This is a genomic window from Acinetobacter sp. V89_7 (assembly GCF_029967895.1).
GTDB classification, from domain to species: domain Bacteria; phylum Pseudomonadota; class Gammaproteobacteria; order Pseudomonadales; family Moraxellaceae; genus Acinetobacter; species Acinetobacter soli.
The window spans coordinates 230,415-253,007 of sequence record NZ_JASCAJ010000030.1; the positions used below are offsets into that span (position 1 = coordinate 230,415).

Here is a 22,593-nt window from a genome sequence, read left to right on the forward strand (position 1 = left end):
TTGTAATTACAATGTATATTCAATGTAGGTGTAATGGCTATTTAAAATGATTAAATTTAATAGTTTATCTATTTCATTAATCTATGATGTTTTGATAGTTCGAATGATAAGCACTACATAATTTAAATCTGTGTTTCATGAGATATCAAACATTAAGTCTCGCTGATATGAACTTTTATTTTAAATAGAACAATTAACTCAAAAGCGAAAGATTTTAAGTTAAATAAGATGTTGCAGCGTAATTTTTATTGTTTTGAACGAGCAGATCAATTGCGATAAGACGTACTGTGTTATTTAAGTCGTCATACCTTGATGTCTGTACCTCTAAAAAAGTAAGGCGCAATCTAATCAAGTGATTAGATTGCACCTGATGGATGGTGTGCTTTTTAAAAATGATCGGCCATCGCCATATTCCACATTCTGTAGTAAAAGTTTTCGTCATCTTTTTCATGGCAGTCGAGAAGTTCTCCACCTTTGAAAAAGAAGTATAACTGAGCATAGTTTTTGATCTCGCGATCATTCACTCGCTGTGCTAAATGATGTGCCTTAATTTCTGACGGATGTTGTAAACCAGAAGCTGCGATAATTTCGGCCAGTGCATGCAAGGTATTTTTTTGAAAGTTAAATACACGTTCAGCTTTAGTCGGTACATGGATGGCTTTTTGACGATCTTTGTCTTGGGTTGCGACGCCTACGGGGCATTGATTCGTATGGCAACTTTGGGCCTGAATACAGCCAACGGCAAACATAAAGCCACGCGCAGAGTTGACCCAGTCTGCTCCTAATGCAAGCGTACTGGCGATATCGAAACCACTGATAATTTTTCCACTGGCGCCAATTTTAATTTGATCTCTTAATCCTGCACCGACCAAGGTATTGTGCACAAATAAAAGGCCTTCTCTGAGCGGTGTACCAATATAATCACTAAATTCGATCGGTGCCGCACCTGTACCGCCTTCAGAGCCATCCACCACAATAAAGTCTGGCACAATTTTGGTTTCCAGCATCGCTTTAACGATGCCCATAAATTGCCAAGGCTGACCAATACATAGTTTGAATCCGACCGGTTTGCCGCCAGAGAGTTCACGTAACTGCTGTATAAAGTGCATCATTTCAATAGGTGTATTAAACGCAGAGTGTTTCGGTGGCGAAATACAATCTTGGTCGCGAGACACACCACGAATTTGTGCAATTTCTTCAGTAATTTTATGCTTAGGTAAAATGCCGCCATGCCCGGGCTTTGCACCTTGAGAGAGTTTGATTTCAATCATTTTAATTTGCGGAAGTTCGGCCTGTTGTTTGAATTTTTCAGCATCAAACTTTCCATCAGGCGTACGGCAACCAAAGTAGCCGCTGGCAATTTCCCATACAATGTCACCCCCATATTCAAGATGATACGGGCTTAAACTACCTTCACCGGTGTCATGATAAAAGTGACCCATCTGAGCGCCTTTATTGAGCGCACGAATTGCATTGGCGCTCAAGCTGCCAAAGCTCATCGCAGAAATATTCATGATCGATGCGCTGTAGGGTTGGGTGCATTGAGCATTACCAATGTTAATACGAAAACTTTTGATATCCGCAGGTGGGCATGGAACCAGTGAATGCACCATAAAGCGGTAATCTTTTTGATAGACATCGATAATCGATCCAAACGGTTTATCTGCATTTTGGTTTTTGGCGCGCTGGTAAACTAAACTGCGCTGCATGCGTGAAAAAGGCAAGGCATCTTGATCTGATTCAATAAAATACTGACGAATTTCAGGGCGAAAATCTTCAAATAAAAAACGAAAATGACCCATGATGGGATAATTTCTTAAAATAGAGTGTTTGCTTTGAAGCACATCGTATAATCCAACTACACTTAAAATGCTGGTGATGACCCAGATTACATTTAAAACAGTATCGGAAATAAAATAATACAGATAATGGGGTGTGTGGGTGAAATGGAACCATGAAATACTGATTGCAACCAGCATACATAGAAACCAGACAGAGTGCCGCGAGAAGAAAGTATTGAGTAATTTATGACGAATGATTTGCGCCGGGCTAGCCATTTCAAGCAATTTCCTTGATTTTTGTTCTATGTTTAACTTGCCAAGAACAATCAGGAAGCTCAAGTAACGAATTGTTAGTGCGAAGAATTATGTCAATTCTTCGCACTTTTAATTTTATTCTTCTTCAGGTGGTAGCAGCATTAAGACCGAATCATTTAACAACTGTGCTAGATCTTCAAGAAATTCATCATGATCAAATTGCGCATCAAACGGTAATACCTGACCATCTGCAAGTGCTTTTAGCAGTGGGGCAAACCTATCATCGATACAACACGCTTCACCATTGGCCCAAAACAGTAACTGATCATCCTGTTGTGTATAAAGCAATCGAGATGCAGGCTCCAGACATAGCTCATAACCCGTTGACAAAATTTCGCGTAAGTCATCGGCTTCAATTTCGTCAGGTTCTGGAATGTTATCTGGATACTTAGGTTCAGACATCAGCGCAACTAAGGCGTGTTCAAAGTCGCTTGAATGCTGAAGCTGATCGAGTACTTTAGCCTTTAAGTAAGCCAGCTCGTTACTGGTCATTTCTCCAATCTGGCCCACCTGATCTCGCATAATATCAATCACGGGATTTTTGAGTAAGGCGTTGTCTGCAAATCGATCGCTCACTCGATCCATCATGGTCGCAACGTTTGGCATACGAAAGCCAAACGAAAAAGTGAGGCAGTCATCTTCTGCAACGCCATAATGCGACAGCCCAGGTGGTACGTACAGTAAATCGCCTGGCGCTAAAACTTCATCAAAGTGAACATCCATTTCTGGTAATAACTTGAGGGGCTGACCTGCGACAAACGCTGTGTTTTCATCGCACATCTGCCCAAGTTGCCAACGGCGATGACCGTATCCCTGAACCAGAAAAACATCATAAAAGTCGAAATGCTGGCCTACTGAGCCACCTTTAGGTGCGTAAGACACCATAATGTCATCTCGTCGCCACTGTGGAATAAATGGAAATTTTTTCCAAAGTTCTGCCAGATCAAAAGAATAATGGTCTACAGCCTGAAGCAACAGTGTCCAGAGCTTTGGTAATTTCTGAAAATCACCCTTAATCAGTGGAGATGATTTGACACTCCATTGGTTTGGATCTTTATCTTTTTGCTTAATGAGACGAGCACTGACTGTTTCCTCTAGGGCCAGTTCTTTCACATCATCAGGTTCAAGAATATTGATAATTTCAGGCATGGCGTTGCGAACCAGCAATGGTTTTTTTTGCCAATACTCATTTAAAAATTGTTCTGCGGTGATTCCGCCTAAGACCTGAAGTGGGCTGGACATTAATTGCCTCGATAAAAATGTTTATAGAATACAATCTGAAGAGATATGCAACTGTGATAGATATTTTACATTAACTAGATTTTTCAATCGTACAAACTTTATGCATTAGCTCAAGGCATTTACATTTTTCTAAACAAATTGATATTTTTTGCTTATCACAATAACCATTCGTATATTAGTATTTGATTGCTTTATTCTATTTTAAGCATATTTTAAGTTTTTTATGATTTGGGAATATTGGTTTTATAGGATGTAAATATGCTAACGCTGATTGGACTATTGATAATTATTACAATTGTTGCCTTACTGATGACGGGTAAATCTAACCCTATTTTGGCCATGTCAATTATTCCACTGATTGGAGCTTTAATTGCAGGATTTTCCATAAGTGAAATTTCTACTTTTTTTGAAGCGGGAATGATGAAGGTGACAAAAGTTGCCGTGATGTTTTTATTCGCAATTTTATTTTTTAGTATTTTAAAAGAATTGCATATTTTTGATCCGATGATTCGGCATTTAGTCAAGTTAACACGTGGAAATGTGGTTTTAGTTGCCATGATGACGGCACTGATTGCAGCAATTGTTCATCTTGATGGCTCAGGTGCTGCTACATTTTTGATTATTATTCCAGCTTTATTACCTTTATATAAAAAGTTAGGTATGAGTCCTTATCTAATGCTACTGCTTATGGCGGGTAGTATGGGAATTATGAACATGGTGCCTTGGGGTGGACCATTGGGACGAGCTTCTGCGGTTACAGGAATTGAAGCCTCTATATTGTGGCAAAATATTATTCCAGTACAAATTGTTGGAATTATTGGAATGATGGCTTTTGCCGCAATCATGGGGCTACGAGAGAAAAAGCGTATTCAGGCGGCCGCGATAAATGGAACCACGCCATTTGAGCAAGATTGTACTTTAGGCGACTTGGCAGAAGATACAGATGATGGGGAAGCTCGTAAACCTAAAAATTTTTGGTTTAACATTGCGCTGATCTTGATTTCAATTATTTGTCTGGCTTTCGGTTTATTTTCAGCACCCTATGTATTTATGATTGCATTATCTTTAGTGCTGTTGGTGAATTTCCCAAGACCAAGACAACAAGTTGAAGTAATATCACGTCATGCACCTCAAGCCTTAAATATGGTTGCCATTATTTTCGCTGCAGGCGCATTTCTTGGAATCCTTTCAGAGTCGGGTATGCTCAAAGCGATTGCCTTGGATTTAATTCATATATTACCTCCGACTTGGGTTGGAAGCTTGCATATCGCTGTCGGTCTTTTGGGTGTGCCACTCGATATTTTTACCAGTACAGATGCTTATTATTTCGCACTATTACCCGTAATTGGTGAAGTAACTGCGACTGCTGGTGTATCTATTGACTCTGTTGTTTATGCAATGGCTATTGGCAATAATGCGGGGACATTTGTAAGCCCATTTTCACCGGCAACATGGCTGGCGATGGGACTTGCCGGCACAGATATGGGGAAGCATCTTAAGTATTCATTTGGTTGGATCTGGCTTGTCGGATTATTTGTCGTTGCTGTAGGTTATTTTATGGGGCTTTATTAAGCATATATTTAGACCTAGATCATAATCTAAGACAAAAGCATTCAGAAACGATGGTTTCTGAATGCTTTTTTAAGGTTTTAAATCTGATTTAGGGCAACTGAATATTCAATTGACGTAAGGATTTACAAAGCGTTATTAATGGTAATCCCATCAGCGTGGTCTGATCTGATCCTTGCATCGATTCAAATAAGCTGATGCCTAGTCCTTCACATCGAAAACTCCCTGCACAATGTAAAGGTTGCTCGATGGCGACATAGCGCTCGATTTCAGCATCGGTCAATACCCTGAATTTTACCTGATAATGCTCGATAAGCGTGTGCTCAAAACCTGAAGCTCTATGTTGTATGCTCAAACCTGTGCTAAAACACACCGTTTGCCCGGAATTTTGCTTGAGCTGTGCAATGGCATTTTCAGCGCTCAGCGGCTTTCCAATAAATTGATCGGGCTGATGAATACGCCATGCAACCTGATCCGAACCAATCACTACAGCATTTGGATAGTCTTTTGCAATATGCTGCGCCTTCTCGTAGGCCAAACGAGATGCGAGTTGATCGGCATGTGTTTCGCCACGTGGTGTTTCGTCAATATCTGGAGATAGGGCAGTATAGGTGATGCCCAAACGATCCATTAATGCTTTACGGGTCTGACTGCTCGACGCCAAAATAATTTGCTGCATGGTGCTTAAACCGCGTAGTCGAGCAAGATATCTAAGGGAACATAACTCAGCACCGATTGATGACACGCATGTAATTTCACATTGGGCGCTTTGCCTGCCTGATAGGCTTCCACCCAGCGAGACACACAGATACACCAGAAATCACCAGGTTTTAAGCCCGGAAAACCAACTTCTGGAAGCGGCGTAATCAAATCATTGCCAACTTTTTGTGAAAAGCTCAAAAACTCCGAGGTCATTTCTGCACAAACAGTATGTTGACCGAGGTCTGTTGTGGCTGTATGGCAAAATCCATTTCGGAAATACCCTGTAATTGGATCGAAACAACAGCTTGCCAACGGTTCGCCAAGTACGTTTAACTTATTAATTTTTGGATCTGGATGAATAGACATAAGGCTTTGCATCGTAATTTCGTAGTACAACTCCATCTATCATAATGAAAATGAAGACGTTCGACAGCTTTTCTATAAAAAAACTCACTTTTTTTATCATAATCATTTAAAATGTCGCCATTTATAATTTTCATAAGAGTAAAAGAGAGCACTCAATGAACTTTAAGCGTATGACGGACCTCGACTTAAACACAAAACGAGTATTAATTCGTGAAGATTTAAATGTACCCGTAAAAAATGGTCAAATTACCAGCGATGCCCGTTTACGTGCTGCATTGCCTACCATTCAAGCTGCGTTGGCTCAAGGTGCTGCAGTCATGGTGTGTTCTCATTTGGGGCGTCCTGTTGAAGGTGAACCTAAAGCCGAGCAATCGTTGGCACCAGTCGCTGAGTATCTTTCTAAGGCGCTTGGTCAAGACGTTAAACTTCTGACAGATTACCTCGAAGGTGTTGAGGTCGCGTCAGGTCAAGTGGTTTTGCTTGAAAACGTGCGCTTTAATCATGGTGAAAAGAAAAATAATCCTGAACTTGCTCAAAAATATGCAGCACTTTGCGATGTATTTGTAATGGATGCCTTTGGTACAGCGCACCGTGCAGAAGCGTCGACAGAAGGTGTTGCACGTTTTGCACCGGTTGCAGCGGCAGGGCCATTGTTGGCAGCTGAACTTGACGCTTTGGGCCGTGCAATGGAAACCCCTGAAAAACCAATGGTCGCAATTGTAGCGGGCTCGAAAGTTTCGACGAAGCTTGATGTGCTCAATTCACTCTCTACTATCTGCGATCAGTTAATTGTGGGTGGTGGTATTGCCAATACTTTCCTTGCTGCTGCGGGTTATAATGTAGGCAAATCACTATATGAAGCTGATCTGATTGAAACGGCAAAAAGTATTGCCGCTAAGGTGAGTGTGCCATTACCAACTGATGTGGTCGTAGCAGACGCTTCACAAATTCATTTTGACGATTTCCTAGGCTCACTTGCCTCAGCACAAGCGACGATCAAGCCAGTAAGTGATGTTGCTGACAACGACATGATTTTAGATGTTGGCCCAGACACAGCAAAAGCATTTGCTAAAATTTTAGAAGCGTCTAAAACCATTTTATGGAATGGCCCTGTGGGTGTATTTGAAGTCGATCAATTCGGCGAAGGCACCAAGGCTTTATCTACAGCCATTGCTGAATCTGCAGGTTTCTCGATTGCAGGTGGTGGTGATACATTGGCAGCAATTGACAAATACAACGTTGCAGACAAGATTAGCTATATTTCAACAGGTGGCGGTGCCTTCCTTGAGTTCGTTGAAGGTAAAACTCTACCAGCAGTAGCTGTATTGCTCGAACGCGCTTAATCGCTCACTTGCTTAAAAAAACCGGCCTGAAGGCTGGTTTTTTTTCATATGAGATTCATCGAACTGTCATATATCTGCAATAAAATCTGTCCAACGAATCACCCGTGATGAGACAATCTGATGAAGTTAAACATTCTACTCGCTGCGTTAATTATTGCACCATTAACATTGACTGCATGTTCTAAAAAGAACGATGCACCGGCAGCACAGCAAGGACAGTCAGCACCAGCAGATGAAAAAGTGACACCAGAGCAGCAAGCTGCAATTGATGCTTTGGATAAGCCCGTTATGGATGAAAAAAATACAGATATTCCAGAGTCTGTTTCGAATGCGCCGGCAGATGCAGCGACACCTGCTGCTGAAAATGCTGGAGCAACTGAGCAGAATCATGAAAAAGCCAAGTAATACGCTTTGATTTTATAAAAGTCCCTGCAAATACAGGGATTTTTTTTTGAAATTGTGTGATTTGTTGCTGAATTGAAATACATGACACTGTAGAATAGGTGCCACTACCTGGGAGGATATTATGGCACTTATCTCATTGCGCCAGCTCTTGGATCACGCTGCAGAACATAACTACGGCGTACCAGCGTTTAATGTAAACAATCTTGAGCAAATGCGCGCGATCATGTTGGCAGCGGATGAAACCAACTCACCTGTAATTGTTCAAGCTTCGGCAGGTGCACGCAAATATGCAGGCGCTCCATTTTTACGTCACTTGATTTTGGCAGCAATCGAAGAATGGCCACATATTCCGGTGGTAATGCATCAAGACCATGGAACCAGCCCTGATGTATGTCAGCGTTCGATTCAGTTGGGCTTTAGCTCGGTCATGATGGATGGATCACTTGGTGCAGATGGTAAAACGCCAACGTCTTATGATTACAACGTCGATGTAACACGTCGTGTTGTTGAACTCGCGCATGCGTGTGGCGTATCTGTAGAAGGCGAAATCGGATGCTTGGGCAGTCTTGAAACTGGTCTTGCTGGTGAAGAAGATGGTGTCGGTGCAGAAGGTGTATTAGACCATTCACAGCTTTTGACTTCTGTTGAAGAAGCAACTCAGTTTGTTGCAGATACCAATGTCGATGCTCTTGCAATTGCAGTAGGTACTTCACATGGTGCTTACAAGTTTACCCGTCCACCTACAGGCGATATCTTGGCGATTGACCGCATTAAAGAAATTCATGCTGCGTTGCCAAATACACATCTTGTGATGCACGGTTCAAGTTCTGTACCACAAGACTGGTTGAAAATTATCAACGATAACGGTGGACAAATTGGCGAAACTTATGGTGTGCCAGTAGAGCAACTTGTTGAAGCAATCAAGCACGGTGTACGTAAAATCAACATCGATACCGATTTACGTTTGGCTTCAACTGGTGCAATTCGTCGTTTCATGGCGGAAAATCCTGCCGAATTTGACCCGCGTAAATATTTTGCAAAAACTGTTGATGCAATGAAACAAGTATGTATCGAGCGCTATCAATCATTTGGTACAGCAGGCAATGCAGACAAGATTCGTCCTATTTCTTTAGAAGCGATGGTAAGTCGTTATAAATAATTAGCTCGACGTTTTGAAAAGCCCACTTGTTGGGCTTTTCTTTTTTTATGAGGTAATACCATGGGATTAATTGTGTTGGCAGCATGTTGTAGCGTGCTGGTATCTGTTTTACTCAAATTGCTCAAATCGAAAGGCTTTGAACCGCTTCAACTGATTGTCTGGAATTATGTAAGTGCCAGCCTGCTGTGCTTTTTATGGTTTCAGCCAGATATTGCGCATCTGTCTATTCAACACACGCCGTGGTGGTTAATTATCGTGTTAGCAATGGCATTGCCGAGCGTATTTTTATTACTTGCCAAGTCGTTACAGCACGCCGGTATCGTAAAAACTGAACTTGCACAGCGTCTTTCAGTGGTGTTGTCGTTGCTGGCCGCTTTTTTTATTTTTCATGAGGCCATGAGTACCTTTAAAGTACTTGGTATGGGATTAGGACTCATCGCGGTTGCCTTGATTGTGATGAGCAAAACCGAGCATGTTTCAGTCAATCACCGAAAAGCATGGAGAGGGTTGGTTGGCGTCTGGGCTGGATATGCACTAATTGATATTTTACTTAAATATACCAGCAGTTTAGGCCTGAAATTACCAATGACGTTGAATCTGGTATTCATCATGGCATTCGTATTTTCCTTTGTTTATGTCTATGTATTTGCAAAACAAAACATGCAAATTAAAAATGTTTTGGGTGGTTTGCTACTTGGAGGTTTCAATTTTGCCAATATTGCGTTGTATGTTCAGGCACATGTGCTGCTCAAAGACAGTCCTGCGATTGTATTTGCAGGCATGAATCTGCTCGTTGTGGTATTTGGTGTGTTAAGTGGAATGATCATATTTAAAGAGCCTACCGATTGGAAAGCTGTGCTTGGTCTGATCTTGGGAGTTCTTGGAATTCTGTGCTTAGCGAAAGCTATGTAAATTGCTACATCGGACAGAGTGTTTTGCCCGATGAGCACTAGGTATCATTAAAGTGTGGTAAAAATAACTGCGTCATCGAGGCGAGATTTAGGTAATTGGGCATTGAAATCGCTTTCACTACGATAGCCTAGTGACACAATGACAGATGGGCGCAATCCTTTTTCAGCAAGTGCAAATTCCTGACTGATGATTTCTTCGTCGAATCCACCCATCGGCGTGGCATCGATGCCTTCTAAACCTGCCGCTAGTAAAAGCTGACCCAGCGCAATAAAGGTTTGATTTTCCATCCAGCCATAAAGATTTTGCTGCTCGTTTCGATAATATTCGACATAGCCTGCACGAGTTTGACCTTGAGATTCTTTGGCTTTTTCGTCTTTAAAACGTCCGTTCAAATCATCTTGTTTGAGGAGCTGCTCTAGATGTTCCTGTGTGACATCGGTACGCGTACAAAAAATAATGCTATGTGAAGCATCTAGTACCTTAGGTGCATTATAGGCATAACGACCTGTCAGTCCTTTGGCGATTCGTGTTTTGGCTTCGATGTTGTCTGCAATTAAAAAATGCCAAGGCTGAATATTGACCGATGACGGTGTTAAACGAAGAATTTCGAGTAAGCGTTGAAATTGGTGGTCTGGAATTTTTTTTGAAGCGTCGTACGCTTTTGTGGTGTAGCGCATTTGTGTGGCGTTTAATACATCCATCATTAAAACCTTTTAGTTACACTCAATAAATATGAAGCGAATCAAGGTTTTTAGCATAGCCTAAGCAGTTTTTTGTTTAAACCACTAAAATAAAATTTAGTGTATTGTCCACTCGATAAACTCATATTGTCCGTTTTCATGGACTTCTAAAATCATGGCGCATCCTTCTTTTTCACGCCAGTCACCCAGCACAATGCGAGTTTTGTCATAGGTATGGTGGATTTGAGGACGGTGTGTATGTCCATGAATGAGTATATCGGGATATTGGAGTGCCTGATGAACGGCGGCATCGTTGACATCCATAATGTCATAGCTTTTTTGTTGTTTTTGGTCGTGGCTTTTTTGTCGAAATCCATTCGCGAGTCTTTGTCTAAAGCTTAAAGGTGTACGTTTTAAAATCGCGATCAGTAAAGGATTACGGATAATCTTTTTAAAGCGTTGATAGGCAATATCATCGGTACAGAGTGCATCGCCGTGCTCAATTCGATAATGAACCCCTGCAATGTTTAATTCATAGACATCGGGGAGTAAAGTACCAGCAAATTGTTTTAAAAATTCAGCACCCACTGCAAAGTCTCGATTTCCAGCCTGAAAATAAACCTGATTTCCAGCTTGGTGAAATACAATCAGTGCAGCGACAATTTCATCTAGCCAAGGTGCGCTGTAGTCATCGCCAATCCAGGCATTAAACCAGTCGCCCATAATATAAAGCTGGGTGTTACGGTCTTGATAGTGTATCAATAAATCTAAAAACCCTCGAACGAGTCGAGGGTGTTCAGGTGACAGATGCAAATCTGAGATAAACAGATAGGTCACGAATAGATCCGTCTAAAATTATTCAGCGATAATTTTAGCAGATTCAATCACAACATTTTCAAGAGGAACGTCGGCGTGGTAACCACGATTACCAGTACGAACACCTTTGATTGTGTTTACAACGTCTAAACCTTCAACAACTTTACCAAACACCGCATAACCCCAACCTTGCGCAGTTTTACCTGTGTGGTTGAGGAATGAGTTGTTTTTAACGTTGATAAAGAATTGTGCAGATGCAGAGTGAGGCGCTTGGGTACGTGCCATAGCAATCGTGCCTTCGTCATTGCTCAAACCATTATCTGCTTCGTTTTCGATAGAATCGCGAGTGGCTTTTTCTTTAAAGTTTTCGTCCATGCCGCCGCCTTGGATCATAAAACCATCAATGACGCGGTGAAAAATCACGCCGTCATAGAAACCATCACGAACATATTCCAAGAAGTTAGCAACTGTTTTAGGCGCTTTTTCAGGGTTAAGCTCAAGAACAATACGACCTTTATTGGTGTTTAATTCGACTTGAGGAAAACTCATTACATAATCTCCTAATCATGGACACGAAAGCCATGGGTTTTTTGGTTGAGAGAAGCATAAGCAAACTGTAAACTACATGGCAAGTAAAAACGTAAAAATCTTTGTTAAAAAACAAAGATTGCTTTACATTCATTCAAAATTTAACGTGTAAGAAGTGAAATATCTATATGAAGCCAAATGATGTTGTTTCAACTGTGCCTAACTCTCCGACATCTACGCATGCACCTGTCGATTCTGCGCAGCAAGAACAACAGGCAGGCTTAGACTTTGTAAGACAAGTCATTACAGAGGATTTAAATGCTGGTCGTACCGAAACGGTGGTGACTCGTTTTCCGCCTGAGCCAAATGGCTACTTGCATATCGGACATGTCAAAGCCATCTGCTTGAACTTTGGTGTAGCAGAAGAGTTTGGAGGCTATTGTAACCTTAGATTTGACGACACCAACCCAGATGCTGAAGAACAAGAATACGTAGATGGGATTGCCAACGACGTAAAATGGTTAGGTTTCGACTGGCAAGGTGAGCCACGCTATGCATCGAGCTATTTTGATCAGCTTTACACGTGGGCCGTGCAACTGATTGAGCAAGGCGATGCTTATGTCGACTTGCAAACCCCTGAAGAAATCAAGCTAAACCGCGGTAACTTTGTTGAACCTGGTAAAAACTCACCTTATCGTGATGCAAGCGTTGCAGAAAATCTCGAACGTTTTGAAAAAATGCGTGATGGAACATATCCAGAAGGTCATGCAGTGTTACGCGCCAAGATTGATATGACTAGCCCAAATGTACATATGCGTGATCCGATCTTGTACCGAATTTTGCATTCAGAGCATCACCAAACAGGCAATACATGGAAAATTTATCCAATGTATGACTATGCGCATCCGTTGTCAGATGCCATTGAGGGTGTAACGCATTCACTATGTACGCTTGAGTTTCAAGATCACCGCCCATTTTATGACTGGATCATTGAAAAAGTTCACTCAAACGCGGTTCCACGTCAGTATGAATCTTCGCGTTTAAATGTGGATTACACCATTACATCTAAGCGTAAGCTTCGCCGTCTGGTTGAAGGTGGCTTTGTAAATGGCTGGGATGATCCACGTATGCCAACGGTTGTGGGGATGCGTCGTCGCGGGTTTACACCAGAAGGCTTACGTGATTTCTGTAAACGTGTGGGTGTGTCTAAAACAGACGGTATTGTTGATGTGGCCATGCTCGAGTTTTGTATTCGTCAGTCACTTGAAAATACTGCTGGCCGCGGTATGGCAGTGCTCAATCCATTAAAGGTGACCTTAACCAATTTGCCTGAAGCATTGGATCTTGTGCATGCCCGCCATCCAAATGTGGATATGGGGGACCGCGTGATTCCATTAACTTCTGAGCTTTACATTGACCGTAAAGATTTTGAAGAAGTGCCACCAAAAGGCTTTAAACGTTTGGTACCAGAGGGCGAAGTGCGTTTACGCCATGCTTATGTCATTAAATGCGATGAAGTCATCAAAGATGCAAGCGGCGAAGTGATTGAGTTGAAATGCTCGATTGATCCAGATACTTTAGGTAAAAACCCTGAAGGGCGTAAGGTAAAAGGTGTGATTCACTGGGTATCTGCAACCAAAGGACTTCCTGCTGAAGTGCGTATTTATGACCGTCTGTTTACCGAAGCAGATCCTGAAACGGGTGATGATTTCTTGGAAAACCTGAATCCAGAATCACTAAAAGTAATGCAAGCTTATATTGAGCCCGCACTGGCAGAGGCTGCACCGGAGCAACGTTTCCAGTTTGAACGTGAGGGTTACTTTGTTGTAGATCGTTATGATCATACGCCTGAAAAACCAGTCTTTAACCGCATTTTAGACTTAAAAGACAGCTTTAAACCTGAGAAAAAATAAGGCGATAGCCTTATTTTTTCGCAAGGCCCCGCAGGGTAAAGTGCGACAGTTTTAGATTAAAAATAAGCTACTTTAGGGTAGCTTATTTTTTTGCTCATCTTTTAAAAGTAAATGATAGGGCGCTTTCATTTTTGCACGTTCACGCAATTTCTTTTTAATATACAGCACGATTGCAAAGCAGGTGGTCGCAATGGTCAAGAAAAAACTGTTCATATAACTCATAATTGAGCTGATATAGCCAATCGTGGTGAGTCGATTCATCATTTTTACAACTTGCGGACTGTCTTCAATACCGGTAATGGCCCAAGAGCATAAATGCTCGCAATTATTGAGTATGAGGTGATAGTGATTTTCATGCATGCGTGAGCGCATCCGCCTCACGACAATACGGCCTTTATATCGGGCGTGTTCGTAGTGACGGACATGAATTTTTTTACCATGAGAAAAATGACTTAAAGTGGTGATCTCGATCGGCTTTTTTTTAAATAGGTGAGCAAAGCCTGAATAATGGATCACGCGTCCACGTCCGGCATAAATACCATGGTGACTGTATCCAAAATGATAAACCACAAGATGCGAACCAATTGGATAGCGTTTGTTTGTGCGCTGCATGTGCTCCTAAACCAACAAAAATCTGTACATAGACTTAGGTGTGCCCAATTATAACCAAAAAAATGTGTCACTATTGTAAAAGCTGCAATACTTTGACGCTATATTCAAATCATTTGAGTCACTACATAGTAGTTGTAATCGGGAGCTAATTTAGATGCGATTTAAAAAGAAACAAATGATTTATATTTTTTCATTTGTATTCATGTGTCTGAGTGTTCCCGCCTTTGCAAAGCTTGCACCTACTTATCGAGAAATACACAGTCAGCTCGGTGTTGATGCCATCGTCATACAGGTGAGCGATCTATCTAAGCTATCATTGGCATTAAATGATCCAGATACGCTCAAAAAATACGGCTCATTTTCTGCATTACAAAACAGTTTGCCAGCCTGCCAACATTTGGTTTTTGCAATGAATGCTGGTATGTATCATCGCGACCGTGAACCTGTAGGGCTTTATATTGAGGCAGATCAACAAAGAACTGCTTTAAATACCCAAGATGGATATGGCAATTTTTTTCTTCAACCCAATGGTGTGTTGGCTTGGAATGATCGCGAAGCAATTATTAAAACAACATCCGAGTTTACGAAGCGTGCATTTCATACAAAATATGCGACTCAGTCGGGGCCTATGCTTGTCATCAATGGAAACATTCATTCTAAATTCTTAGCAGATTCAAATTCTTTGAAGATTCGAAATGCAGCGGGTGTGAAAGACAATCAACTTTATTTTGTGATCACGCGTAATCGCGTCAATTTTTATGCGCTAGCTCGGCTTTTTAAAGATGAACTACAAATCGATAATGCGTTGTATTTAGATGGTTCAATTTCTAGTTTGTACTGGGCCGCACAGCAACGAAATGATCGCATTACACAGCTTGGGCCTCTGCTGGCCTGGATTGATCCGGCGCAATGTGATTTTAAGAATCTGCATTAAATACGATATGAAAAAAGAAAGCCCGAACTCGCTCAAGTCGGGCTTTCTGTTTACTCATTAATTAGGGATCAATAAGTTTGATGAATTATACGCATGAAATGTTAAATGTAAAGTAAATCACGTTTTTTGTGTTTTATGTTAATTGTATTGCCTCCCTTATGATCTGATGAAGTGAAAGTATCACTGCATTAATCGGCATGCTAAGATAGTGTAAAGAGGCTCTTATGGATTAAAAACATCAGCAAGAATAAACATGTAACAAGAAACTAAAAATGAATGGCATGTAACGCATTAAAACCGTTTAAGGAGTGAACAGTGATGCAACAGGTTAAAATTTTTGAAACCAAAGTGTTTAGTAAACTTGAAACCGATATCAATCACTGGATTGAATACGAATACAGTAAAAACAGGCGTGTCGAAATTAAATCGATTAGCCATGCTTATGTTGCATCCCATGAAGATTTTTATCATTACACCGCAATAGTGGCATATGACCTAAAACATGAGGGCGAATAGCCGCATCAAGTTTAGGTATAAACTGAAAAGCGCTCATTACGACAAAAGCTTGCCAAAGTCAGACCTGAACGCTTAGCTGTTTCTATAGCCAGTGTACTTGGTGCAGAAATAGTGGCCAATAATGAGATATCAAGCTGGATGCATTTCTTAACCAGTTCATAACTTGCACGGCTGGTCATGACGACAAAGCCTTGGTTTAATGGAATCTTATGCTTGATCAAATAGCCAATCAGTTTATCTAATGCATTATGCCGGCCAGCATCTTCAAACACCATAAGTACATCACCTTCACACACCCATGCTGCTGCGTGTGCACCACCAGTCACGGCACTAATGGGCTGTCGTTTTTGTAGCGAGATCATGGCTGCGGGAATCAATGACAGCCACTCTGTAGGAGCAGATATGGTAATTTTTGCTAAAGACGCATCCACTTGTTGCAGACTTTCAATACCGCAAAGTCCACAACCGGTTTGACCAATCAAAGAACGTCTATGTGCTTTTAATTGTGCAAAAGCTTCAGAAGCAATGGTGATGTGTATTTGATAACCCAGCGGACTTTTCTCAATGTCTAGATCATAAATCTGACGTACATGCTGAATAATGCCTTCGCTCAGACTAAAGCCAATTGCAAACAGATCCAGATTGACGGGAGTCACCATCATCACGGCATGTGATATACCGTTATAAATTAAAGCAACGGGATATTCTTCAACCACTTCGTCTAAACCCGTACTAATTTCATGATGGCGATAGCGTGTCACCGAAACCGATTGATGGCCTTGAGAAAAAATGGATTCTCTCAAGGCGTCGATTTGATTAGATTCATCCATTGGCATGTTCGGGATCGACTTCTGCCGCCAGATTAAAGTTTTCAGGTGGTTGACCCGCATGTAAAATCACTGGAATGCTTTTCGATGCAGGAATCCGGGCGTGTTTATCGTGGCTACTTAAGGCAACTAAAGGGTTAGTTTCAGGATAATACGCAGCCAAACTACCGACAGGTACGTTATATGGCACAATACGGAAGCTTTTCACAATACGTTTTTGACCATCGGAAAACACACTTTCGATATCGACCCACTGATCTGCTTTGAAACCAGATGCTTGAATATCCTGTTCATTCATAAACAAAACACGGCGCTGACCAAAAACACCTCGATAACGATCATCAAGACCGTACAATGTCGTGTTGTACTGATCGTGAGAACGGGTAGTCATCAGGGTATACACTTTTGCATCTGGATAGGCATCGGCATACTGGTGTTCTTTATCGGCATAAATTTCACTGAGTGGTGAAATGATAAACTGTGCCTTACCGCTGGCAGTATTCCATGTGTAGCTATTTGCTGGATGTTCGAGATGAAAACCACCCGGCTGATAAACGCGTTTATTGAAATCATGAAATTCATCAAACACTTCTGAAATCGCATCGCGGATACGATCGTAGTTTTCAATGTACCAGCGCCATTGAACAGGTGTTTCTTTGAGTGTCGCTTCTGCAATGCGTGCCACAATATCTGGTTCAGACAATAGATCAGATGAAATAGGCTGATTTGGCCCCGAAGATAAATGCACATTACTCATCGAATCTTCAACACTGATCGCTTGAGGTCCGTGTTTTTGCATGTCAACTTCAGTACGTCCCAAACAAGGCAGCATCAAGGCATCTTCACCGCACACCAAATGGCTTCGATTCATCTTGGTGGTAATATGTACGGTGAGTTTACACTTGCGTAGTGCATCTTGAGTAAAATGACTGTCGGGTGTCGCAACTGCAAAATTGCCACCGAGGGCAATAAAGACTTTTACGCGGCCATCGGCCATCGCTTTGATGGTTTCGACGACGCCCAATCCGTTTTCACGTGGGCTTTTTATTCCAAACACGCGATCTAAGCTATCGAGTAGTTTAGGTGCCGGACGCTCATTAATGCCTACCGTACGATCGCCCTGTACATTACTATGCCCACGAATGGGTGCGAGCCCTGCACCCGGCTTACCCAGCAAGCCACGGCATAACACCAAGTTGGCAAGTAAATGAACGTTGGCTGTACCATGTCGATGTTGGGTAATGCCCATTCCCCAGCAAAAGATTGGGCGCTCAGATTGAATATAGAGCTTGGCGAGCGCTTCAAGGTGGTCTGGGCTCAAGCCAGTATAACGATGAATCTCTGCCCATTCGGTACGATCCAGCTCGGCAAGCATCTCTGAAAAACCAATCGTTTGCTCCTCAATAAATGCTTGATCGAATAAACTTGGCTTTCCTTGTGCCACGGCTTGTTTGTTCCATTCATGGGTATGTTTTAACAAACCAAACATAATCGCGTAATCCCCCCCAATACTCGGCTGGAAATAATAGCGACTGATCGGCGTGCTGCCGTTGGTCATCATTTCAAGTGGGGCTTGCGGGTCTTGAAAACGTTCTAGTCCGCGTTCTTTAAGCGGATTGAGTGCAACAATGGTGCCTCCTCGTTTAGACACTTCTCGTAATGTTGCGAGCATACGCGGGTGATTGGTCCCCGGATTATGTCCAAAACTAAAGATCGTATCGGCCAGATCAAAGTCGTCTAGCGTTACAGTGCCTTTACCCAAACCAATGGCATCTTTTAAGCCCACACTGGTCGGCTCATGACACATATTGGAGCAATCTGGAAAATTGTTGGTACCGAAGCTACGTACAAAAAGTTGGTATAAAAAGGCGGCTTCGTTACTGGCGCGTCCAGAAGTATAAAAGGCAGCCTCGTTAGGGTTGTCGAGCGCTTGCAAATGTTTGGCGATCAGTTGAAACGCATCATCCCAAGAGATTGGCACATATTTGTCTGTTGCGGCATCGTATCGCATCGGGTCGGTAATACGCCCAACGTCTTCCAAAAAGAAATCACTTTGTTCAGATAGCCAGCTTACAGTATGCGTTGCAAAAAACTCAGGCGTTACGCGCTTACTGGTGGCTTCAAATGCCACAGCTTTGGCGCCGTTTTCACAAAAGTTAAAAGTTTGCGTATCTTTTTTTTCTGGCCATGCACAGCCCGGACAGTCGAATCCGGTCGGCTGGTTAATATTGAGCAGAGAAATCGAACCTTTTTTAAACGTTTCTTGCCGCTTCAGATTACGTGCAACACTGAGTAATGCGCCCCAACCACCAGCAGGCTGATCGTATGGTTCAATACGGGCATAGTTTGGATTATTTTCATCTGCCAATTTTTCTCTGCTGTCCATATCCTCGTCCTGATGCTTTTGCTAAGTTTTCATACTAAATCCATTTTTAACATATCGTTGCTAAAATTTGTAACGAATGCACACACAATCAACAAACTAACCCTTTGATCTGCTGTTAATTAATTTGTTTGTGTCGAATAAAATGTACGTTAGTCTTCAAGTAATTGTCTTGCTGCCATGTGACTTTTTAAATCGATACATTGCATGCTCAAGCGCTGTAGTGCTGTCTGCTCTAGATTCAAACCTTGCCAAGTTTGCATTTGTTCAAATAACCATTGCATATCGCTTTGTTTTGGCGCTGTATGGTCTAGAACCAAATGTCGAATAATTTTTTCTAGAGCATGGTATTTCTGTACATGAATCTCTTCGTTACATTGAAAGCGAATTACATTAAAGTCGATGAGCATTTGCCAGACCGGTTTGAAGTCCTCCAGTATTTCAAGCTCACGCTGAGCCTTGAGAATAGCAGCAGTAAGTGCACATAAGGTATTTGGATGATGTGATGCCCATTCATGCGTGACTGCCAATACTTTATCTGCAATTTCGGGAACAATATCGCGGCTGTGCGCTACAATTTGGCTCACACCTTCGACTTCACCTTGGGTATTCCATGGTTCACCTACACAAAAACCGTCTATGGCATGAGAAGAAATTGCCTCGACCATATACGGTGGCGGTAGCGTTTTTAATACAATGTCTTGTGCCACACTTGGATCTGCAAGTGCAATCCATTCTCTTAAGCAATAGTGGTGAATCGAATGATTAAACACATGCGCCAGATGAACCGGATATCCTGCATGAAGATGCTGTACCAGTTTGTGTGCCGATTGAAACGGCGTATCTGCGGGTTGAATGTGTAAATCATGACTGAGCTTCTGGCTTAAGCTGATATAGGCACGATTAATACTTAAAACTAAAGGTGTTTTGAGCTGAATACCGATTTGGTCTTCGCCTACTGCCGCAGCAGGGAGCATGGCAGATAAACAATGTGCGGCATCTAAAATGCCAAAAGCCAGACGATCTCGCAAACTTGCCCACGAGGCTTCCTTAACCAAAGTAACATCAAGTCCGAAGTCATCAAAAAAACCGCGCTGTTTTGCCCAAAGTAGTGCAATACAATCCAGTAAAGGAATATAGCCAATATGCAGTTGTGTTTTTTCCAAGTGGCTCATGTTAGTCCTCTTTTAACTGGCTATTGAGTAATTGCTGGGCATCGATCAGCCGCCGTGCCATTTCACCGATCGTGATACGGTGACTCATGGCATTTTTGCGTAGTAACTGAAATGCGGTGTCTTCGGTCAGGCTGTGAAGCTGCATCAGAAGCACTTTGGCTTTTTCGATATCTTTTCGGTCGGCTAGCTTGAGCTTGGTTTCTTTTAAATCGCTTTCGAGCTGCTTATGCTTTTTAAACTGTTCAATCGAAATTTCAAGAATGATTTCCAAGCGTGCAGGGTCAATACCATCCACAATATAGGCAGTTACACCGGCATCGATGGCCTGTTTAATGGTTTCTTTGTTGCTGTTTTTGGTAAAGAGTACTGTAGGCAAATCAAAGTGACTGACGCAGCTTTCAATAATGTCACGATGTGGATGATCCATATCCAGCAAAATGACATCGGCCTGAAGATTTTCAAGCTTAAATGTATTCATGTGGTCTAGTGGTAGACATGCCACCACATCAAAATCATGCGCACGCAAGTTTTGTTGAACAAATTCAGCGCGTTCAATATCGTCATCAATCAATGCAATTTTTAATTTTGGCATAGGTCGTAGGGCATAATTTTTCGCATTTGCGAAACAGTGTAAGCGAAAATAATTGAAAAATTGCATAGCAAGATAAGTGCCACCTTAAAAAGAGTAAAATTTGATGGTTATTTGTACTTCGATCTTATGAAGTGATCTGTTGTGGTGCATTGGCGTCTCGTCATGACGCATGTGCCGACTATTATTCGTTAAATAAGAAGCAAAAATCGACTGTTGTTCTTGTTTAAAAAGGTGAGCCATCAAAAAGCGAGCTTAAAGAAACGATTTTTAAATAAAAAAAGCATAAAACGAAAAACTGGCACATGCTTTGCATAGATATTACTGAGTCAAAGACGACTCTGTTTTAAAAAATTTGTAAGACGGCCAACGACGTCCGTTCTGATCGATTGCCAATACAGCGCAAGCTGTTTAGCCCATATTACGTTCAGTTCAGGAGAAGGCCATGTCTTCAAATTTAGATTTAACAGCAAAAAAAGCGACGAAAATAAATCTATTTAGTTTTAAAGTTCCAACGATGCGAGCCTTCCATATGAGTTGGCTCGCTTTTTTTGTCTGTTTTTTTGCTTGGTTTGCATGTGCACCACTTATGCCGGTGATTGCAGGTGAATTTCACCTCACTAAAGATCAGATTGCCAATATCAATATTGCCGCCGTTGCGATTACCATTTTGGTTCGCCTTATTGTCGGGCCGCTATGTGACAAATACGGCCCACGTAAAACCTATACTGCTTTATTGCTGATTGGCAGTATTCCTGTTTTTGGTGTCGCTGCCGCAAACAGTTATGAATCCTTCTTATTCTTTAGATTACTCATTGGTGCCATCGGGGCAAGCTTTGTTATTACCCAATATCACACCAGTATCATGTTTGCTCCAAATGTAGTGGGTACGGCCAATGCCACCACTGCGGGCTGGGGAAATGCGGGTGGTGGTGCTACACAAGCGTTAATGCCGCTTTTGCTTGCTGCACTGGTGATGTTTGGCGTAGAGCAAAGCATGGGCTGGCGTGTGGCCTTACTGGTTCCGGGTATGATGATGGTGATTGTAGGCCTGCTGTACTGGAAACTGACCCAAGACTGCCCACAAGGTAATTTTAAAGAACTTCGCGCACAAGGAGTTGCAGTCGGGAGCGATAAAAAAGGCGGTATGGCGATTTTGATGCATGCTGCACGTAACTATCGCGTCTGGATTTTATTTGGTGCCTATGCGGCGTGTTTTGGTATTGAAATCTTTATTCATAACATCGTAGCCATGTACTACGTCAACAACTTTAACTTTGGCCTTAAGGAAGCTGGATTTGCAGCGGGTATCTTTGGTTTGCTGGCTTTATTTGCCCGCGCACTCGGTGGCATTGTGTCCGATAAAGTAGCCATGAAAAAAGGCCTCGATGGTCGCACGAAAGTACTTTTTGTCATGATTTTGTGTGAAGGTTTATTTCTGGTTTTATTCTCTCAAATGAATACTCCGATGCTGGCGATTTTAAGTATGACCATATTTGCACTGTTTACCCACATGGCATGTGGTGCAACCTATGCATTGGTTCCGTTTATCGATCGTGACGCGCTGGGTGGTGTTGCAGGCATCATTGGTGCTGGCGGTAATGTTGGCGCAGTGGCAGCGGGTTTCTTGTTAAAAGGCATGGTGGATATTCAAACCTGTTTGATGGTGTTAGGTGGTCTGGTGGTGGTGGCAGCAGGTTTTGTGATGCTGATTCGTTTTTCGGTCGAGCATAAGGTGAAAGAACAGCGTCTTTTTGAGCAAGCCGTTCTTGAACGAAACAACCTTGCATAACCAGAACTGACCTATCTTATATCTATTCGGAGAA

21 protein-coding genes are annotated in these 22,593 nt (G+C 42.1%); 9 read left to right on the forward strand and 12 right to left on the reverse strand.

The window, feature by feature from the left end; all coding sequences use genetic code 11:
* Positions 1 to 386 precede the first annotated feature (386 nt).
* A complete protein-coding gene (locus tag QLG00_RS10935; RefSeq protein WP_119025728.1) occupies positions 387 to 2,057 on the reverse strand; it encodes an FMN-binding glutamate synthase family protein in 1,671 nt (556 codons plus the stop codon).
* 114 nt (positions 2,058 to 2,171) lie between these two features.
* Positions 2,172 to 3,338: a cupin domain-containing protein gene (locus QLG00_RS10940; RefSeq protein ID WP_282470971.1), complete on the reverse strand. Its 1,167-nt coding sequence runs from the start codon at positions 3,336 to 3,338 to the stop codon at positions 2,172 to 2,174.
* A gap of 258 nt (positions 3,339 to 3,596) precedes the next feature.
* On the opposite strand from QLG00_RS10940, the gene QLG00_RS10945 reads away from it, so the two are divergent.
* The gene (locus QLG00_RS10945) at positions 3,597 to 4,910 is read left to right on the forward strand and encodes a citrate:proton symporter (protein ID WP_282470972.1); all 1,314 of its coding nucleotides are present in this window, start codon (positions 3,597 to 3,599) and stop codon (positions 4,908 to 4,910) included.
* An 88-nt stretch (positions 4,911 to 4,998) separates the two neighbouring features.
* Here QLG00_RS10945 and QLG00_RS10950 read toward each other — a convergent pair whose 3' ends face one another.
* Complete coding sequence (locus QLG00_RS10950) at positions 4,999 to 5,586, reverse strand: Maf family protein (RefSeq protein WP_282470973.1); 588 nt, start codon at positions 5,584 to 5,586, stop codon at positions 4,999 to 5,001.
* Positions 5,587 to 5,591: 5 nt separating this feature from the next.
* The gene (locus QLG00_RS10955) at positions 5,592 to 5,975 is read right to left on the reverse strand and encodes a DUF2237 domain-containing protein (RefSeq protein WP_039909918.1); all 384 of its coding nucleotides are present in this window, start codon (positions 5,973 to 5,975) and stop codon (positions 5,592 to 5,594) included.
* Between the two features lie 155 nt (positions 5,976 to 6,130).
* Between QLG00_RS10955 and QLG00_RS10960 the strand changes: the two genes are divergently transcribed.
* The 4 genes from QLG00_RS10960 (at position 6,131) to QLG00_RS10975 (ending at position 9,794) form a co-directional block, all read left to right on the forward strand.
* Complete coding sequence (locus tag QLG00_RS10960; RefSeq protein WP_004937344.1) at positions 6,131 to 7,318, forward strand: phosphoglycerate kinase; 1,188 nt, start codon at positions 6,131 to 6,133, stop codon at positions 7,316 to 7,318.
* A 120-nt stretch (positions 7,319 to 7,438) separates the two neighbouring features.
* Positions 7,439 to 7,723, forward strand: a complete 285-nt coding sequence (locus QLG00_RS10965; RefSeq protein ID WP_282470974.1) for a hypothetical protein — start codon at positions 7,439 to 7,441, stop codon at positions 7,721 to 7,723.
* A 121-nt stretch (positions 7,724 to 7,844) separates the two neighbouring features.
* The gene (gene fba, locus QLG00_RS10970; protein ID WP_004937347.1) at positions 7,845 to 8,882 is read left to right on the forward strand and encodes a class II fructose-bisphosphate aldolase; all 1,038 of its coding nucleotides are present in this window, start codon (positions 7,845 to 7,847) and stop codon (positions 8,880 to 8,882) included.
* Positions 8,883 to 8,942: 60 nt separating this feature from the next.
* Complete coding sequence (locus QLG00_RS10975; protein WP_282470975.1) at positions 8,943 to 9,794, forward strand: DMT family transporter; 852 nt, start codon at positions 8,943 to 8,945, stop codon at positions 9,792 to 9,794.
* Positions 9,795 to 9,841: 47 nt separating this feature from the next.
* Here the strand turns inward: QLG00_RS10975 and nfsB are convergent, their stop codons facing one another.
* The 3 genes from nfsB to QLG00_RS10990 all read right to left on the reverse strand — a co-directional run bounded on the left by nfsB (position 9,842) and on the right by QLG00_RS10990 (position 11,839).
* Positions 9,842 to 10,495 (reverse strand): oxygen-insensitive NAD(P)H nitroreductase, encoded by a 654-nt coding sequence (nfsB, locus tag QLG00_RS10980; RefSeq protein ID WP_282470976.1) that lies wholly within the window; start codon positions 10,493 to 10,495, stop codon positions 9,842 to 9,844.
* 96 nt (positions 10,496 to 10,591) lie between these two features.
* Positions 10,592 to 11,311, reverse strand: a complete 720-nt coding sequence (locus tag QLG00_RS10985; RefSeq protein ID WP_004937353.1) for a UDP-2,3-diacylglucosamine diphosphatase — start codon at positions 11,309 to 11,311, stop codon at positions 10,592 to 10,594.
* An 18-nt stretch (positions 11,312 to 11,329) separates the two neighbouring features.
* Complete coding sequence (locus QLG00_RS10990; RefSeq protein ID WP_004937354.1) at positions 11,330 to 11,839, reverse strand: peptidylprolyl isomerase; 510 nt, start codon at positions 11,837 to 11,839, stop codon at positions 11,330 to 11,332.
* A gap of 167 nt (positions 11,840 to 12,006) precedes the next feature.
* On the opposite strand from QLG00_RS10990, the gene QLG00_RS10995 reads away from it, so the two are divergent.
* A complete protein-coding gene (locus tag QLG00_RS10995) occupies positions 12,007 to 13,731 on the forward strand; it encodes a glutamine--tRNA ligase/YqeY domain fusion protein (protein ID WP_282470977.1) in 1,725 nt (574 codons plus the stop codon).
* Positions 13,732 to 13,803: 72 nt separating this feature from the next.
* Here the strand turns inward: QLG00_RS10995 and QLG00_RS11000 are convergent, their stop codons facing one another.
* Positions 13,804 to 14,343, reverse strand: coding sequence for a lecithin retinol acyltransferase family protein (locus QLG00_RS11000; protein ID WP_004947175.1), 540 nt, complete (start codon positions 14,341 to 14,343; stop codon positions 13,804 to 13,806).
* Positions 14,344 to 14,497: 154 nt separating this feature from the next.
* Here QLG00_RS11000 and QLG00_RS11005 point away from each other — a divergent pair, with 154 nt between their 5' ends.
* Both QLG00_RS11005 and QLG00_RS11010 read left to right on the forward strand, forming a co-directional pair.
* A complete protein-coding gene (locus tag QLG00_RS11005) occupies positions 14,498 to 15,277 on the forward strand; it encodes a phosphodiester glycosidase family protein (protein ID WP_282470978.1) in 780 nt (259 codons plus the stop codon).
* A gap of 318 nt (positions 15,278 to 15,595) precedes the next feature.
* Positions 15,596 to 15,793, forward strand: coding sequence for a DUF2536 family protein (locus QLG00_RS11010; protein WP_004937361.1), 198 nt, complete (start codon positions 15,596 to 15,598; stop codon positions 15,791 to 15,793).
* 11 nt (positions 15,794 to 15,804) lie between these two features.
* On the opposite strand, the gene fdhD is transcribed toward QLG00_RS11010, so the two are convergent.
* From fdhD to QLG00_RS11030, 4 genes are all read right to left on the reverse strand, one after another.
* Positions 15,805 to 16,629 (reverse strand): formate dehydrogenase accessory sulfurtransferase FdhD, encoded by an 825-nt coding sequence (fdhD, locus tag QLG00_RS11015; RefSeq protein WP_282470979.1) that lies wholly within the window; start codon positions 16,627 to 16,629, stop codon positions 15,805 to 15,807.
* Entirely contained in the window at positions 16,616 to 19,006 is a 2,391-nt protein-coding gene (locus QLG00_RS11020; protein ID WP_282470980.1) for an FdhF/YdeP family oxidoreductase, read from the reverse strand. The genes fdhD and QLG00_RS11020 overlap by 14 nt, the downstream gene beginning before the upstream one ends.
* A 149-nt stretch (positions 19,007 to 19,155) precedes the next feature.
* Positions 19,156 to 20,178 carry an ABC transporter substrate-binding protein gene (locus QLG00_RS11025; protein WP_282470981.1) on the reverse strand — a complete coding sequence of 341 codons (1,023 nt, stop codon included), beginning with the start codon at positions 20,176 to 20,178 and terminating at the stop codon, positions 19,156 to 19,158.
* A gap of 1 nt (position 20,179) precedes the next feature.
* Positions 20,180 to 20,770, reverse strand: coding sequence for an ANTAR domain-containing protein (locus tag QLG00_RS11030; RefSeq protein ID WP_282470982.1), 591 nt, complete (start codon positions 20,768 to 20,770; stop codon positions 20,180 to 20,182).
* A gap of 442 nt (positions 20,771 to 21,212) precedes the next feature.
* Between QLG00_RS11030 and QLG00_RS11035 the strand changes: the two genes are divergently transcribed.
* Entirely contained in the window at positions 21,213 to 22,559 is a 1,347-nt protein-coding gene (locus tag QLG00_RS11035; protein WP_282470983.1) for an MFS transporter, read from the forward strand.
* Positions 22,560 to 22,593 lie beyond the last annotated feature (34 nt).

Bases quoted from the DNA above. Each gene is read 5' to 3' on its own strand.
- nfsB (WP_282470976.1), bottom strand. From the start codon at position 10,495: ATGGATGTATTAAACGCCACACAAATGCGCTACACCACAAAAGCGTAC.
- QLG00_RS10965 (WP_282470974.1), top strand. From the start codon at position 7,439: ATGAAGTTAAACATTCTACTCGCTGCGTTAATTATTGCACCATTAACA.
- QLG00_RS11005 (WP_282470978.1), top strand. From the start codon at position 14,498: ATGCGATTTAAAAAGAAACAAATGATTTATATTTTTTCATTTGTATTC.
- QLG00_RS11035 (WP_282470983.1), top strand. From the start codon at position 21,213: ATGTCTTCAAATTTAGATTTAACAGCAAAAAAAGCGACGAAAATAAAT.
- fba (WP_004937347.1), top strand. From the start codon at position 7,845: ATGGCACTTATCTCATTGCGCCAGCTCTTGGATCACGCTGCAGAACAT.
- QLG00_RS10990 (WP_004937354.1), bottom strand. From the start codon at position 11,839: ATGAGTTTTCCTCAAGTCGAATTAAACACCAATAAAGGTCGTATTGTT.
- QLG00_RS11030 (WP_282470982.1), bottom strand. From the start codon at position 20,770: ATGCCAAAATTAAAAATTGCATTGATTGATGACGATATTGAACGCGCT.
- QLG00_RS10955 (WP_039909918.1), bottom strand. From the start codon at position 5,975: ATGTCTATTCATCCAGATCCAAAAATTAATAAGTTAAACGTACTTGGC.
- QLG00_RS10995 (WP_282470977.1), top strand. From the start codon at position 12,007: ATGAAGCCAAATGATGTTGTTTCAACTGTGCCTAACTCTCCGACATCT.
- QLG00_RS10945 (WP_282470972.1), top strand. From the start codon at position 3,597: ATGCTAACGCTGATTGGACTATTGATAATTATTACAATTGTTGCCTTA.
- QLG00_RS10960 (WP_004937344.1), top strand. From the start codon at position 6,131: ATGAACTTTAAGCGTATGACGGACCTCGACTTAAACACAAAACGAGTA.
- QLG00_RS11000 (WP_004947175.1), bottom strand. From the start codon at position 14,343: ATGCAGCGCACAAACAAACGCTATCCAATTGGTTCGCATCTTGTGGTT.
- QLG00_RS10975 (WP_282470975.1), top strand. From the start codon at position 8,943: ATGGGATTAATTGTGTTGGCAGCATGTTGTAGCGTGCTGGTATCTGTT.
- fdhD (WP_282470979.1), bottom strand. From the start codon at position 16,629: ATGCCAATGGATGAATCTAATCAAATCGACGCCTTGAGAGAATCCATT.
- QLG00_RS11020 (WP_282470980.1), bottom strand. From the start codon at position 19,006: ATGGACAGCAGAGAAAAATTGGCAGATGAAAATAATCCAAACTATGCC.
- QLG00_RS11010 (WP_004937361.1), top strand. From the start codon at position 15,596: ATGCAACAGGTTAAAATTTTTGAAACCAAAGTGTTTAGTAAACTTGAA.
- QLG00_RS10935 (WP_119025728.1), bottom strand. From the start codon at position 2,057: ATGGCTAGCCCGGCGCAAATCATTCGTCATAAATTACTCAATACTTTC.
- QLG00_RS10950 (WP_282470973.1), bottom strand. From the start codon at position 5,586: ATGCAGCAAATTATTTTGGCGTCGAGCAGTCAGACCCGTAAAGCATTA.
- QLG00_RS10940 (WP_282470971.1), bottom strand. From the start codon at position 3,338: ATGTCCAGCCCACTTCAGGTCTTAGGCGGAATCACCGCAGAACAATTT.
- QLG00_RS11025 (WP_282470981.1), bottom strand. From the start codon at position 20,178: ATGAGCCACTTGGAAAAAACACAACTGCATATTGGCTATATTCCTTTA.